The sequence below is a fragment of the Laspinema olomoucense D3b genome (assembly GCF_025370785.1).
GTDB lineage: Bacteria > Cyanobacteriota > Cyanobacteriia > Cyanobacteriales > Laspinemataceae > Laspinema > Laspinema olomoucense.
The window spans coordinates 1-14,086 of the sequence record NZ_JAMXFA010000055.1; the positions used below are offsets into that span (position 1 = coordinate 1).

Consider the following 14,086-nt stretch of genomic DNA (forward strand, 5'->3'; position numbering starts at 1 on the left):
GAAACTTTCACGCACGGTTCTGAAGACGAGTCGGGTGGGCGACTGCCCGGCTTAGTTTAATCCGATAGATTTTATCCCTCCAGTCAACTCTGTTCTAATTGCGGCCATCGTCAAAAAATGCCGCTAAACCAACGGACTTTTGAATGTCAGAATTGTAGTCTGAAAATTGATAGAGACTTGAACGCCAGCGTGAATTTAGAAAAATCGTCGGGCTTCGACGATTACACTTGTGGACGGGGTGCTGCCGACAGTCCCGGACGAAGCAAGAAATAAACATCAATATCCGGCTAGGTCCGGGTTTGTTTAAGTTTTATAGAGCAGATGCTGCCTATCCTAACCTGAGCAACCAGAATCGAACATCCCCTAATCCGACTTAATCGCCACAAAATCGTAACTACCGAAAATTTTCAGGGTCTCCGTGTGGGAGCGTAATTCCTGGAAAGCTGATTCCACCGAGGATTTTCGCGAATCACATTCTAAATCCAGAAAAAACAAATATTCCCCGAGCGATCGCTTAGTGGGGCGAGATTCAATGCGACTTAAATTAATCCCCCGACTGGCAAAGACTTGGAGGGGTTGAGACAGTGCACCGGGAAGATTTGCCGGGACGCTAAAACCCAAAGAGGTATAAGCCCCCCCGGGAGAGGGTTGTAAACTCACCACCCAAAACCGAGTGCAGTTATCTGGGCGATCGTTAATTGGAAAGGCGATGATGGGGAGATCGTAAAGTTCAGCAGCGCGTTGAGAAGAAATCGCCGCAGCGAAGCGATCGCCTTCTAACTGTTGCACCGCCTCCGTTGTAGAATTCGTCGGAATTAATTGCACCGCAGGGAGAAACTGTTCCAACCATCCCTGACATTGAGCTAACGCTTGGGGATGAGAATAAACCGTTTTAATCGCTGACAACTCTTGGACAGGGGAAATCAGCGCATGAGAAATTGGCAACACCAGGGCCCGTTGAATTTGCAGACTATCTAACTGCCAGAGAGCATCGAGGGTCATCGGCACACTCCCTTCCAGGGAATTTTCCACTGGCACCACTGCCCGTTGAGCCTGCGATCGGGCAACAGCGCGTAACGTTTGGGAGATACTGGGATAGGGACACAACAAACATTCCTCCCCTGTATCTTGCTGCAACTGGTCCACATAAGCGATCGCTGCCGCTTCGGAATAGGTGCCTGGAGGCCCTAAATAGGCAATGGATACAGTCATCGCAGGTTTCCTCAGTTAACTCAGTTCTTTTTGAAAAATAACAAAAGGGCGAACACCAGAAAACTCCAAAAGTCGGATCTACGGATCCTGGTGCTCCCGTCAAACTTTCATCGGTGAGATTGTCCCCATCAGTTAAGTTTTTTAGGGTGTTTCTCAGAAATAGAGTAAGATTAACGGCAAGTTAAAGCGGTTATTCTATTATCCCTTGGGTCATTTCCCGTATTTAATCACCAAATGGCCAACAGTAAAGCGTGATTTTCCAAAGTTTACACTGTGTTAAAAAATGTAAATTTTGATAGCGTAGAGATTAAGAAACCTAAATCTGAGTGTAACCCCCATGCATAATATCCGGTTTGTCGCATCTCAGTCTGTGTCCATCCCTGTTCCCGTCCAACCTGTTCCGATTCAACATTACCTGCGCCAACCGCAACGCTTAATTAGAGCGCTGGTGGATCCGACTCGGACCGAACAATTAGGGAAAGAACGGTTTAGATTAAAAATGCGTCCCTTAGAGTTTATGATGCTGCGGATTCAACCCACGGTGGAGCTCAGAGTCTGGGCAAAACCGGATGGGACCGTTCATTTAGTTTCCGTGGGGAGTGAAATCCGAGGGATTGAATATATCGATCGCCGCTTTTGCCTGGATCTGCTGGGGAAACTCTCCCCAGTGGAAGAAGGGGGAGTGACTTATTTGAAAGGAAAAGCGGATTTAGTCGTAGAGGTAGATTTGCCACCGCCCTTGTGGATGGCCCCGAAATCTTTATTAGAAACCACTGGAAATGGATTGCTCAAGAGTGTGTTGCTGACAATTAAGCAACGGTTGATGCACCAGTTGTTACTCGATTATCGTCACTGGGCATCCGATGCCCCCGAGTCTGAGTTGGCGGTGGGGGGTCAGGTGCTTTCGCCGAATACACCCCCGGCATAAGGGCAAAAAGAAAAGATTGCCAATCCGTGTAAACTACTGTAAGGTTTATGAAACCCGCTTAACAAATATTAATAGAGTCTCCTCCCATGTACTATCAGTTTGTTGCCACACAATCGGTTGATCTGGCTGTTCCACAGCAACCTGTAGAGATTGAGAGGTATTTGCAGTCCCCTGAACGGATTGTTAGGGCGATCGCAGATCCAAGCTGCATCCACCAATTAACTAGCGATTGCTACCGGCTGAGAATGCGGCCCTTAAACTTCTTTAGTTTAAAAATCGAACCCACCGTAGACATGAAGGTTTGGGCGGATGGGGAAGGAACAATTTGTTTAGAATCCGTAGGCTGTAATCTGCGTGGGATTGAAACCATTAACGAACACTTCCAGTTAGAACTGAGTGGGACAATGGAAGCCTATCGCAATCACGGGAAGACTTATTTAGGAGGGGATGCGGAGTTAGGATTAACTATTTACCTACCCCCACCCTTTTCCATGATGCCGAAATCCATCATTCAAAGTACGGGGAATAATTTACTCGGAAATGTCCTGCTAAAAATGAAGCAAGGATTAATGCAGCAGTTATTATTAGATTACAAAACTTGGGCAACCGCCGAACAAGGTCAAGAACTGGTCGCGGCATAGATTAGGACCCAGGAGGGTCGGACAGAAGTTGAGACTTCAGACCAGAACCCGAGTTTCGCCGAGGGAAGGGGTTGCTTTGTTGTCAGCATTTGGGTAAAGAAACCCTGCTGTCTTCACCCTACTTGACCTAGGCTTGAGGCAGAGGAAAAAGTCTGGAGGGGCAATTCTGAGGGGATTGCCTCTACCGGGTCCTCAAGTAGCTAGATGATGCGTCACTGGGGTAAATTTAATCATTTTTTAAGAGATAAAATTCAGGATAAGGTTAATCTGGTTGCAGGGTCGGCGATCGCACAGCGCATAGAAGACTCACCGGATCAAGCCTAATTTAACGGGCCGAACCTCCCCTGCTTTACCCCAGGTGGGGTGAAACTTTTATGAGAAAAAGCTAAACAGCCAGACCAGGGTAATGCCATTGTAGCGACAGAGTGCCATTGACTCATCGGGCTGTCGAGAATAAGATAGGGGTAGCATTTCATTTTAATCCCAAAATGGGATAAGAAGAGCTGCGTCCCCACCCATTCCTGATCGACCCGCTTCTGACCCACTGAGTAGGGAGTACCCTAGGTCAGACGGATGCGGACTGAACCCGATCACGAGCCGTCATGAACTTATTCAAGGCGATCGCAACCGCGAGGATGCCGGAGACTGTTTTTATAGCAGCGAGGGCGAGTTCCTTCTTTTGTGTTAATCTCGCCAAAATTAAGCTGGAGTTATTTTAATTAGAGCGATTGTAAAATGGCGAATACCCTCAAGTTAGATATCAAAGAACCAGCCGAAGATCTCAAAACTCGTTTCAAAAAAGAGACGAACGCTCAAAAAAAAGAAAGACTACACGCTTTGTACTTACTAAAATCTGGTAAAGTCAGCACCTTAGAATCCCTTTCAAGACTGCTATCGAGAGATACCTCAACCCTCTATCGGTGGTTTCAGAAGTACAAAAACGAAGGATTAGACGGATTACTCAAAGTTTATAAACCCGCTGGGAGACCGATTACCATTCCAGCCGAGGCCCTAGAAAAACTGAAATTAAGAATTCAAAGTGACGAAGGGTTTAAAAGCTATGGAGAGATTCAATCTTGGTTGAAAGAAGCCTGCGGAGTTGATGTAGATTATCATGTAGTTTATCGAGCCGTGCGCTATAAATTTAAAGGTAAATTTAAGTCTACCAGACGGTCAAGGCCCCGAAGAAATCCTCCCCTTTCAACATTGCAACTTAGCTCATTTAAATGAGCTAAAATTAGGTAATAAATCATCCGAAAAAGCGAGAATTTTAATTTATTTTTAATCTAAAAATAGCTAAAATACTCGCTTTTTTCACAACAAACTTTTCTAAGCTGTTCGCCATCTAAATTGGGAATAAATTTTACCCAAATTGCTATTCCGGCGTAAAGGCGGCGGTATAGCTTCGCTCAGGTAACCGACTTAAATGGTCGATCGCTTAGTTGTTGGAGAACGGGTTTTTAGAAAGATAGCAGCGATTACAACCGCGATTGGCTCTTAGGTTCAGAAGTAATTTATTTGCATGAGGGGCCACCTATAAAATCGCCGAACCTAGATATAACTTTCATCATTCCCTAGGAGCAAGGAGCGGCGATCGAGGCCCAAGTTTCAATAGCTTTAATTAAGCAGGAAATAGAGACAACACCGGACACAAAGATGAGATGACTGGGTACAGATTTATCATGAAATTGTAACAAAGTCTCGACCACGAGAGCGTAGCGGAATTCATTTTTACCGAGAGTGAGCGATTCCGTCAGAGAAACAAGGGGTTCAATATAAAAGGAGGGAATAGAAAACGAAAGTTGTCGCTGAAGCATTTTGCTTAACATCCCTAAATAGGCATTTAAAACAACATTTCCAATTTCGGTTAGAATCTCACAAGCGGACGTATCAAGGCAAGGAGGGAGCATTTCTGAATTTTGCTTGAAGAGATTAGACAACATCAAGGCAGAGTAATAATCCACTAACAGCAGAGCATCCCCGGTGATAGAACCCGTAAACAACTGATGAATTGTCGCAACTTGGTTCGGTAAAAGTTCCGAAAATTCAGTGAGTAATCCACTGAGGGGATGAAGAGAAACATTAGAGACCTGGACTACAACCGGGAAACCAATCAGTTCCGAAAGACAGGCAGCCGTGCGTCGGGCTAAGGCCATTTTGGTAAATTCGGTTAATCCATTTTTTTGTGTTTCAGTCAGTAGCATTGTTCACCTCTATGTTGCTAATTAACTGGCTAAGGCAACTCTCCAAAAGGGTTAAGGGAAATATGACCCAGAAAACCGATGGAGTATTACCACTTTAGCCCCCAAATTTTCAACCCTAAAATGGGCGACCCTAAACGGAGCAATTGAAACGTCCTCGTCATCGATCGCGAAGACAGAAATTTCCGAGAAACCAGAGTAAACAGTTTTTCTGATGAACCCGAAACTGACCCACTTGCTGAATCCATCTGGGGCGTTTCCTTGCCCTTACCAGAAACAACCCAGGTGGCTGATTACAGCCGCTCAAGAATCGCCTGTGCCATGCAGTTTAGGGTTATAGAGCGGTCACTTAAGCCCGCTTCCACGACCGATCGCGGCATTCCGTAGACGATACAGCTTTCCTCCGCTTCGGTAAAAATGGAGCCGCCGCGAGATTTAATCCAAGCAGAACCTTGAGTGCCATCGGAACCCATCCCCGTCATCACCACCCCCAAAACGCGATCGCCAAACACCTCCGCCGCTGATTGAAACATCACATCCACCGAAGGACGATGGAGCGTATCAAACGGGCGAGCATCCAGGTGGGTCCTAACTGTCCCATCACTGTGGCGGACAAACGTTAAATGCCTTCCTGCCGCAGCGATGAACACAATTCCGGGTTCGAGAACTTCCCCTTCCGAGGCTTCTACAACCTTCATCAACGACATCTCATTCAGTCGTTTTGCATACATCGAGGTATAACCCACAGGCATATGTAAAACGATCGCCACAGGGACGGGGAAATTCTCCGGCAACTGACCGATTAAAAAAGCCAGGGCCTGGGGACCCCCAGTAGAAATCCCGATCGCCACCAGGTCCACAACCCCCGATGAGGGAGAGAAAGACATCCCCTTGCTCAATTGAATCGGACGTTCCGCCATCACCGGCAGGCGGTTCAAAGGAACATTCGCAGCCGCCTTCACCTTTTCAATCAACTCATTGCTGATCTCAAAAATCTTTTCATTCGCCAAAGCTGTTGGCTTTTGCAAGAAGTCAACAGCCCCAGCATCCAGGGCGGCAAGTACCTGTTCCCCTCCTTCACTAGCAATACTAATAATCACCACGGGAATGGGACGACGGGCCATCTGTTTGCGCAAGAATTCCACCCCGTCCATTTCCGGCATGATCAAGTCTAAAGTAACCACATCGGGGTTCAGGGTTTCGATCGCCTCCAATGCTTCCGCTCCGTCTCGCGACGTTCCTACCACTTCAATAAAGGGAGAACGGGATAGCATTTGCTTGACTACCTTGCGCACATAAGCTGAATCATCTACTACCAAAACTCGTACAACTTTATTCATATAGTTCCCCATTGATTTAACGCTTGACCTTAATGAACTGGACTTAATTTAATCCTTTTTAAAATTAAAAATAGCAACTCTTTAATTTACTTCTTTTTAACTCAAAGGATGAGTAACAAAATCTCGCGATTCTTACAACCCCTCACTTTTAACAGCTTTCTCCTTTACATAAACAAAAGCACCTCCAATTTCTTGCAAATCGAAATCGCTATTCAGTTTAAGCAGGGATTCAGAAGACCCTAAAAATAAATAAGCGCGATTGGGCATCCTCTGATAAAAATAATCAACCGTTTTCCGAATCGAGTCTGGGGAGAAGTAAATAAATACATTCCGGCAAAAAATGATATCGGATTGACTTAAAAGTTCAATTTCTGACCCATTCATTAAATTTGCAACATTCCAGTGAATCCGCTTATGCAAGGAAGAAGAGACTTGCCAACCCAGTTCTGATTTAGTAAAGTATTTTTCTTGGAGGGAGGCTGGAAAGTTGCGAAAAGAGCGGTCGCGATATACCCCCCTTCGAGCTTTGGCGATCGCCCCAGTAGCGGCATCCGATGCATACAATTCAATCCGTAATCGTTCAAACCATCCCCCTTCCTCCAATGCCATCCCAATCGATAGGGGTTCTTCTCCCGTGGCACAGGCAGAACTCCAAATCCGCAGAGGCTTCGAGGAAAACGAGTAGGAACCCCCCGGGGCAAAATTCCCTCGACGCTCCGCCAAATACTGAGGTAACAGCACCTTAACTAGAGCCGTTAACGCATCGCTTTCTCTCCAAAAGAACGTCTCCTGTACTGAAAGAGCATCAATGACAAGCTTCCACTCCTCCGTGGCCAGCGCATCGTATTTTAGCAGATAGTAATAATCTAAAAATGAATTCAACCCGCGCTCAATCACGCAAGGAGTCAGTTTATCGGCTAAAATTTCCCGCTTGTCATTTTCATAATATAAACCGGCCCGTTCATGAATCAAATCGCGCAGAATAGTAAACACACTATCTGACAACTGTAAAGGCTGTGGAAAAAATCTCATGGCTAGAGTAGAAGAATATAGAAATCTTTCATGAGATGCAACATCCCGGACTTTCATTAATAGGTGTATGTCCAAGACTACCTAAAGCTTTCGGGTCGGGATGAGATCAACGGGGAGCAGAAACCTGAAATAAAACCAAATCCGGTTGTCAGAACTAGGTTTTCTCTTTTAGCCTGCCTCCGCAGGCTATAGCCCTAACGGACCGGAAGAAAGCTAACGTCCGTAGAGCCAGACCCTGCATGAGTGCGGGTTTTTACAGACCTTTAAAAACCGGATTCCGTCTAAGCTGTTCTGCATTTAAATTGGGTGTTCTTAGCGAGCAAGATGTGAAGCAGGGGGACATGGCTGATAAAACGCACTCCAAAGAGTTCATAATTTTCCTCGCTTCCAACTTAAATAAGCAACAGCTTAGGCCCAAATACACAGACTCTAGATCTTTTCTCAAGACACTGGATTGTCTTCCTGTCAAAAACCTAGCCCTGGCTTCGCGGCGAGTTCACCTCCCAGTGACCTGGATCACTTCAAAAGCCCTTAACCGTTAAGAATTCACCTCCCTCCTGCCCATATTGGCGGCAAATCAACTTTGCAGAACCTTCCGGGCAGCGCGACGAACTGTAGTATCCGAATCAGTCCGGGCCAAAATCACTAACTTATCCTCTCCGGCATGGTTGCCGAGATGCCCCAGGGCAGTAACTGCTGCTCGGCGGACATGAGGATCGCTATCATCCAGGGCTACAATTAACAGTTCGGACGCTTCAGGATGCTTTAAGCGGGTGAGAATTTCCACGACGGCAGTGCGTACTGCTGGATGGACATGGCGTAAACCCCGTCCGATCGCCTCAATATAAGCCTCAATGGAGACCTGGGTTGGGTTTTTCAAGGAATGAGTCAGACCCTTGGCCAGATTGGCACTGCCGCGAGTTGCCAAGGTTTTAATGCAGGTATCGCGGCAGGTAGGGTCCACGGTCAAATCCAGGAGGGAGGCGATCGCCTCTGGAGTCCCCATCCTTGCCAGGGACTCGATCGCCGCCTGGACTACCCGGGTTTCGGGGTCAGCGGCCCCCAACCATTGCAGGGCGACTCCCGCCTCGGTGCCGCCTCGTTCTTTAAAAGCTTGCAAGGCATCCAGACGCCGTTCAGCCTGGGGAGAATTCAAGGCATTTAATAAGGGTGCTAGGGCGCTGGGATGGTCGATGCGCCCCAAGGCTCGTAAGGCGGCCCGCACTAGGTCTTCATCTTGGCCCTCTTCTTCGGCAATGGCGGCTAAAATTGGGACGGCGCTATAGGAACCCAAATAGCCCAAAGCTTCGGTGGCTGAAGCCCGCACGGGATTGGCGGGGTCGTGCAAGGCTAGGTTTTGGAGGATCTCAAACCAGTTAGGAGGTTCTTTGAAGGACTCTAGGAGGGAAGGATGCTCGGGGCCATGTTCTGAACTATGGGTCAGTTTGCTGATGGCACAGACGGCATAATAGCGAACCCAAGAGTCTTCATCTTCTAGGGCCTGGAGGAGGTACTGATAGGAGTACGGATTTTCAATTTCTCCGCAGGCGCGAGCAGCAGCGGCACGGACTTGGGGGGTATCTTGCTCAAGGGCAATTTTTATCAACTGGAGGGCGCGTTGTTCTTGTTCTAGGTAAGGAAGATGCTCGATCGCCGCGCGGCGTACTCGTTCGGACGGGTCCTGGCACAGGTCAAGTAAGGGGTCGATGCAGTTGGGATAGGCAAAATATCCAGCAATTTTAATGGCGGATTCGCGAATATAGGGGTTTGCATCGCTCAGGAGGGTGAAGACTCGTTCCGGCATGGCGGGATGACCGAGGGAGTTGAGGGCGGCGATCGCACCGAGGCGCACCGAGACATCGGGATGACCCAATAACCCGATGAGGGCTTGATATGAGGAGCGATCGCCGATTTGCGCCAAGGAGGTAGTGGTAATCATCACCAATTCCGAGGTTTGATTGAGCAATTGTTCGATTAAAGCCGGAACAGACTGACTGCTGCCGATTCTTCCTAGGGCAACTATGGCACGTTGGCGGGTCTCCAAATCCTCGGCATCGAGTTGCTCAATCAGCAGGGGAGTGGCGGGGCTACCGTAGCGGACTAATGCCTCTAGGACGATATCTCCCACGGAGGGTTCGGACAGAAGCTGTGCCAGATGTTGGGCGATTTCGGGACTGTCCAACCAACCGAGGAGGACTGCCAGGGCGGGGAGTTCTTGGGAATTGGCCCCTTGTAAGGCGAGTATGAGATTTTGTTGGCCTGGATCTTGGATTTGTGAGCGGGTGAGGTCAGCGATGTGAATGCCTTCGCCAAAAAGGGTTTCATAGCGGTGGTAAATGGCATGGATGGCGACGGCAATTTCTTTGATGGGCTGATGGGCTTGGTTTAATAAGATAGCCAGGGGTTTAACCACATCGGCATCTCCCAATTGACCGAGGGCATCGGCGACTTGGGGACCGAGGAGTTCGTTGTGTTCCAGGAGCCCGGCGAGTCTGGGGGCAATGGTGCGATCGCCGATGCGAGTCAGGGCATCAATGGCCGGAAAGGCGAGGAAGAAGTCCGGGGATTCGGCCAGGATGAGCAAGGGTTCGACGGCATCCTCGGCCCGCAAGCGGCCCAGGGCTTCGATGGCGTGATAAATGACGTTAGTATCGGGGTCGTTTAAGACTTCAATCAGGGCGGGTATGGCCCGGGCGTCGTGACGTTCTCCTAGGGCTAAGGCGGTATAAATTCGCAGGTCTGGGTCGTCATCTTTGAGGCATTCCAGCAAGGAGGGAATGGGGTCTACATCGCTGAGGACGAGGATTTGGAGGACGCTGTTGAGGACGTTGGGATTGCGGTGTTGTTCGCGCAACATTCGCAGGAGTTCGATGGCGATCGCCGGGTCATTTTGTTGGGCGAGGCTATCGACAGCTTCACGGCGGACGCGCCAACTCAGGGTATTTTTCAGCAGGGGGAGCAGACGCGGGGCGATGGCGGTATCGCAAATCCGCATCAGGGCATCCAGGGCGGGAAAGGCGAGGAAGAAGTCATTGGATTCTGCGATCGCCACGAGATGTTCTACGGCTTCTGGGGAGCGCAATTGACCCAAGGCATCAATGGCGTGGTAGCGCACATTAGGATTGGAATCCTGGAGAGCATGGATCAGGGGTTGAATGGCTCTGGGGTCGGCCCGTTCTCCCAGGGCCAGGGCGGCATAGATGCGCAGATCCGGGTCCGAGTCATGGAGGCATTCCACCAAGGCGGGGATCATATCAACATCGGAGGCGGCTAGGACCTGGAGGACGCCATTGAGGACGCCGGGATTGCGGTGTTCGTTTCGCAGCAGTTGCAAGAGTTCTGAGGTTAAGTTGGGGTCGGACTCAGAAGCGAGGCGATCGACTGCATCCCGTCGCACTTGCCAATTTTTATCTTGTAAGGCTTGCAAAATGGGATGGAGGGACGATTCTGAGCCTGGGGCTTCGGCATTCGAGGCGATGGTTGGGGTATCTGTGTCCGCTTCCATACGGTTTACGGGTTGCGGGAGTCGGCTCAGTTGTTCGGCCAATTCTCGTTCCCGCTCTAAACGAGGGGTGACATCCTCAATGGTGACGATGGTCCCGATTACGCGCTCCTTGTCCCGCAGGGGACCAATGGTCACCCGCTGCTGCATATACTCGAAATATTTGGACGGGACTAAGGGAGGACAAGGGATGAGGTAGTGGTGTAATGCGGGGGCCAGAGTTTCCACGACTCCTTCGGTGAGAACGCGCTCAAAGCGAGTAGCGAAGCCCCGGGATAAGAGGTCAGGAGCCAGGGTAGCTAGGTGGAGTCCTACGGCGGTTTCTCCACTGAGTCCGGTCATCTGAGCGAGGCGGGGGTCCCAGGTACGCACGATCAGATTCGTGTCTGTTGTAAAAATGCTAATAGTCATGAAGCCCGACACCTTTTGTAAGGAACAAGGTAAAGAGGAAAGGGAAGAAGGGGGGATAAAAGAAGGAGATAAGAGAGGCAGTGCAAAGCGGTGTTAAGGGGGGGTATTTTTTTGACTTCTTCGTTACTGCTGGTTTGGTCCGGCTTCAGTGCCATTTTTGTAAGCAAATAGCGCACTCAAATTAATGGCTTGTTGGACTAAGGAGGAGGTAACCTCCTGGGTTTCTTTGACTCCGCGAGCGTTCCCGTGGGCAATTTCGCGCATTTGCTCGAAGGAGAGGAGAATGGTTTCAGCGGATATGGAATGTTGTTGATTGGCATGAACCATCGACTGAACCTGTTTAGAAATAGTGCTCAGTCCTAGGGTCATTTCTTTGATGGCGCGGGATTGTTCGGTCATGGCGCGGGCAACTTGCTCGGATTGCTGCTGGAGGTTGGTGACGGCGGCGGCAATGTAATCGCTGGCGCTGCCTTGTTCGAGCATTCCTCGGGAAATGGTAGAAATCAAGCGGGCGAGACGTCCGGCTTCTTGAGAGACTTGTTCCCCAGCGGTGGACTGTTGGGCGAGGGATTTAGAGGTGCTGGCAGCGGCGCGGCGCATGGCTTCGACGGCTTGGACGATTTGGTTTGCGCCTTTGGCTTGTTCGGCGGTAGCTTTGCGAATTTGGTTGGTGAGCAAGGAGGTGTTTTGGGCGGCTTTCATGACGTCTCGGGCGGCGCGGGCTTGCTCGTTCATGGCTTTGGTGACTTCCATCGCAATTTTTCGCATTTGGTTGGCGTTGCTGACAATACTTTGAGCAGCTTCCGATTGTTCGGCGGTGGCCCCGGCGACTTGCGCGGCTTGAGAGGCGGTGGTGTCGATGGCGGTGACGACGGCTTGTCCTGCGCCCAGTTGTTCTTCAGAGGCGCGGGTGATTTGGTTAACGAGTTGGGCGGTTTCTTCGATGCCGGTGAGGATTTGTTTGAGAGCATTAACGCCATCTTCGGCTTGGCGTCCGCTATCCTCGGCGACTTTGAGGCCCTCATTGGAGGTGTTGACGGCTTCGGTGACGACGGTTTGTAAGCTTTTGATGATGGTGCCGATTTCTGAGGTAGCAGTAGCGGCGCGATCGGCCAGGGCGCGAATTTCTTCGGCGACTACGGCAAATCCGCGTCCAGCTTCTCCGGCGCGGGCGGCTTCAATGGAGGCATTGAGGGAGAGGAGGTTGGTGCGTTCGGCAATCAGGTTGATTGTGTCTACGATGGAGCTAATTTCGTCGGTGCGCTTGCCGGTTTCCCGGATGGCATCGGCTGATTTGACCATTGAGGAGCGCACGAGGTTGAGTCCTTGGATGGTTTTTTGGACTGTGGCACCGCCAACGGTGGCATCACTGGCGACTTTGCGGGTGATTTCGTTGGTTTGCTGGGTGAGCTGGGAGACTTTACGAATAGAGCGATCGAGTTGTTCGGCGCTGATGGCGGCGTTGTTGGCAGCATCGGTAATTTCTTTGCTGTTGAGGGCGACGCCAGCGACGGAGCGGGCCATTTCTTCGATGGAGACGGAAACTTGCTCGACCATTGCGGCAAGGTTTTCCGAGGTGGCGGAGACTTGCTCAATGGAGGCGGCCATTTCATCCATTGAGCGGGTGGTTTCTTCGGCGGCGGTGTTGAGGTCGTCCGCATTCAGGGCGACGCCTGAGATAGAACTGGTGATTTGTTCGATGGAGGCGGCGGTTTGGTTGATGGCGGAGGCGAGTTCGTCAGTGTCGCGACTGACGCTTTTAATGGAGGCGGCGATTTCGCTCATGGAGCTGGTGAGCTGGGTGCTGGAGGTGGCCATTTCCTCGGTGGTGTTGCTGACACTTTTGATGGAACTGGCAGTTTCCTGGGTGTTGGTGGAGATTTCGTTGATTTCCGTGGCCAGACTGATGGTGCTGGCGGTGACTTGCTCGATGGAGGCTGCCATTTCGTTGACAAAGGAAACGAGTTGCTCCGAGGCGGTGGCAACTGAGGCGGCCTGGGTGGCGGTTTCTTCTAAGGAGGAGACCATTTGGTTAATGGCAACAGTGCTTTCATCGAGGGAGCGGATTTGTTTGATGGCTCCAGCGGAGACTTCTTCGGCGATGCGTGAAATTTCATGGGCGGATGAGGTCATCTGAGTTGCGGATAACCGAATTTTGCCCTTTTCGGATTGGATGGATATTTTGCCATTCTTAACTTTGTTTTTGCTGTTAAATTTAGTCTCTTTCTTGGCCATGACTTTCTCTCAAATAGTTTTGGAATAAATTCTGTAAACCCTGAATTCTTGGTTCTATCCTAAATTAATTTTAAATTAAGATGTCCGATTGAATCACGTTACCGTTACTCGCTCTATCGGTCCCGAGCCATTCAACAACTCCTCAACATTGAGTAATAGAACAACCCGTTCTCCTAAGGTGGCAATTCCTGATAAATAACGGCTGCTCAATCCGGGCAGTCCTTCCGGGGGGGGTTGCATGGCGTCGGTGGGTACCGATACGAACTCCCGGGCCGTATCCACTACCAAACCGACGGTGCGCTGATTAATGTGAATGACGATTAAGCGGGTGCGAAGATCGTAGGGAATTTTTTCTAGGCCAAATTTTACTCGCAAATTAAGGACCGGAATTACTTGTCCCCGAGAAAAAACCACGCCTTCCACAAAGGGCTGTGCCTTGGGAACGGGTGTAATTCGGTCAATCATTTCCATTTGCTGTACGACTTCGGAGGAAATTCCGTAGCTCGTATTGGCCAGTTCAAAAAAAATAAACGTCGAGTCGGTATTTTGAGTATTTACCATTGGACTAACGGGGAGTAGAAATC

10 protein-coding genes and 1 pseudogene are annotated in these 14,086 nt (G+C 49.8%); 4 read left to right on the plus strand and 7 right to left on the minus strand.

From position 1 onward, the window contains the following. Nucleotides 1–60: 60 nt before the first annotated feature. Nucleotides 61–273 (plus strand): annotated as a pseudogene (locus NG792_RS26180) (zinc ribbon domain-containing protein); the annotation flags it as partial. Between the two features lie 90 nt (nucleotides 274–363). On the opposite strand, the gene pheA reads toward NG792_RS26180, so the two are convergent. Continuing rightward, complete coding sequence (gene pheA / locus NG792_RS26185) at nucleotides 364–1,212, minus strand: prephenate dehydratase (RefSeq protein ID WP_261198116.1); 849 nt, start codon at nucleotides 1,210–1,212, stop codon at nucleotides 364–366. A 337-nt stretch (nucleotides 1,213–1,549) separates the two neighbouring features. Between pheA and NG792_RS26190 the strand changes: the two genes are divergently transcribed. From NG792_RS26190 to NG792_RS26200, 3 genes are all read left to right on the plus strand, one after another. Next, nucleotides 1,550–2,140, plus strand: a complete 591-nt coding sequence (locus NG792_RS26190) for a DUF1997 domain-containing protein (RefSeq protein ID WP_261198117.1) — start codon at nucleotides 1,550–1,552, stop codon at nucleotides 2,138–2,140. Nucleotides 2,141–2,226: 86 nt separating this feature from the next. Next, nucleotides 2,227–2,781, plus strand: coding sequence for a DUF1997 domain-containing protein (locus NG792_RS26195; RefSeq protein WP_261198118.1), 555 nt, complete (start codon nucleotides 2,227–2,229; stop codon nucleotides 2,779–2,781). Nucleotides 2,782–3,516: 735 nt separating this feature from the next. Then, nucleotides 3,517–4,011 (plus strand): helix-turn-helix domain-containing protein, encoded by a 495-nt coding sequence (locus tag NG792_RS26200; RefSeq protein WP_261198120.1) that lies wholly within the window; start codon nucleotides 3,517–3,519, stop codon nucleotides 4,009–4,011. Nucleotides 4,012–4,355: 344 nt separating this feature from the next. On the opposite strand, the gene NG792_RS26205 is transcribed toward NG792_RS26200, so the two are convergent. The 6 genes from NG792_RS26205 to NG792_RS26230 form a co-directional block, all read right to left on the minus strand. Beyond that, on the minus strand, nucleotides 4,356–4,985 hold the full coding sequence (locus NG792_RS26205) for a chemotaxis protein CheC (protein ID WP_261198121.1): 630 nt from the start codon (nucleotides 4,983–4,985) through the stop codon (nucleotides 4,356–4,358). Between the two features lie 290 nt (nucleotides 4,986–5,275). Then, on the minus strand, nucleotides 5,276–6,322 hold the full coding sequence (locus tag NG792_RS26210) for a protein-glutamate methylesterase/protein-glutamine glutaminase (RefSeq protein ID WP_261198122.1): 1,047 nt from the start codon (nucleotides 6,320–6,322) through the stop codon (nucleotides 5,276–5,278). Between the two features lie 132 nt (nucleotides 6,323–6,454). Continuing rightward, nucleotides 6,455–7,354 (minus strand): CheR family methyltransferase, encoded by a 900-nt coding sequence (locus tag NG792_RS26215; protein WP_261237370.1) that lies wholly within the window; start codon nucleotides 7,352–7,354, stop codon nucleotides 6,455–6,457. Between the two features lie 577 nt (nucleotides 7,355–7,931). Then, entirely contained in the window at nucleotides 7,932–11,267 is a 3,336-nt protein-coding gene (locus tag NG792_RS26220) for a HEAT repeat domain-containing protein (RefSeq protein ID WP_261237371.1), read from the minus strand. Nucleotides 11,268–11,390: 123 nt separating this feature from the next. Continuing rightward, the gene (locus NG792_RS26225) at nucleotides 11,391–13,502 is read right to left on the minus strand and encodes a methyl-accepting chemotaxis protein (RefSeq protein ID WP_261237372.1); all 2,112 of its coding nucleotides are present in this window, start codon (nucleotides 13,500–13,502) and stop codon (nucleotides 11,391–11,393) included. A 93-nt stretch (nucleotides 13,503–13,595) separates the two neighbouring features. Continuing rightward, entirely contained in the window at nucleotides 13,596–14,063 is a 468-nt protein-coding gene (locus tag NG792_RS26230) for a chemotaxis protein CheW (RefSeq protein ID WP_261198126.1), read from the minus strand. Between the last annotated feature and the right edge of the window lie 23 nt (nucleotides 14,064–14,086).

Excerpts from the sequence above, each read along its gene's own strand:
- NG792_RS26190 (WP_261198117.1), top strand. The coding sequence starts at position 1,550 with ATGCATAATATCCGGTTTGTCGCATCTCAGTCTGTGTCCATCCCTGTT.
- NG792_RS26230 (WP_261198126.1), bottom strand. The coding sequence starts at position 14,063 with ATGGTAAATACTCAAAATACCGACTCGACGTTTATTTTTTTTGAACTG.
- pheA (WP_261198116.1), bottom strand. The coding sequence starts at position 1,212 with ATGACTGTATCCATTGCCTATTTAGGGCCTCCAGGCACCTATTCCGAA.
- NG792_RS26215 (WP_261237370.1), bottom strand. The coding sequence starts at position 7,354 with ATGAGATTTTTTCCACAGCCTTTACAGTTGTCAGATAGTGTGTTTACT.
- NG792_RS26205 (WP_261198121.1), bottom strand. The coding sequence starts at position 4,985 with ATGCTACTGACTGAAACACAAAAAAATGGATTAACCGAATTTACCAAA.
- NG792_RS26210 (WP_261198122.1), bottom strand. The coding sequence starts at position 6,322 with ATGAATAAAGTTGTACGAGTTTTGGTAGTAGATGATTCAGCTTATGTG.
- NG792_RS26220 (WP_261237371.1), bottom strand. The coding sequence starts at position 11,267 with ATGACTATTAGCATTTTTACAACAGACACGAATCTGATCGTGCGTACC.
- NG792_RS26225 (WP_261237372.1), bottom strand. The coding sequence starts at position 13,502 with ATGGCCAAGAAAGAGACTAAATTTAACAGCAAAAACAAAGTTAAGAAT.
- NG792_RS26200 (WP_261198120.1), top strand. The coding sequence starts at position 3,517 with ATGGCGAATACCCTCAAGTTAGATATCAAAGAACCAGCCGAAGATCTC.
- NG792_RS26195 (WP_261198118.1), top strand. The coding sequence starts at position 2,227 with ATGTACTATCAGTTTGTTGCCACACAATCGGTTGATCTGGCTGTTCCA.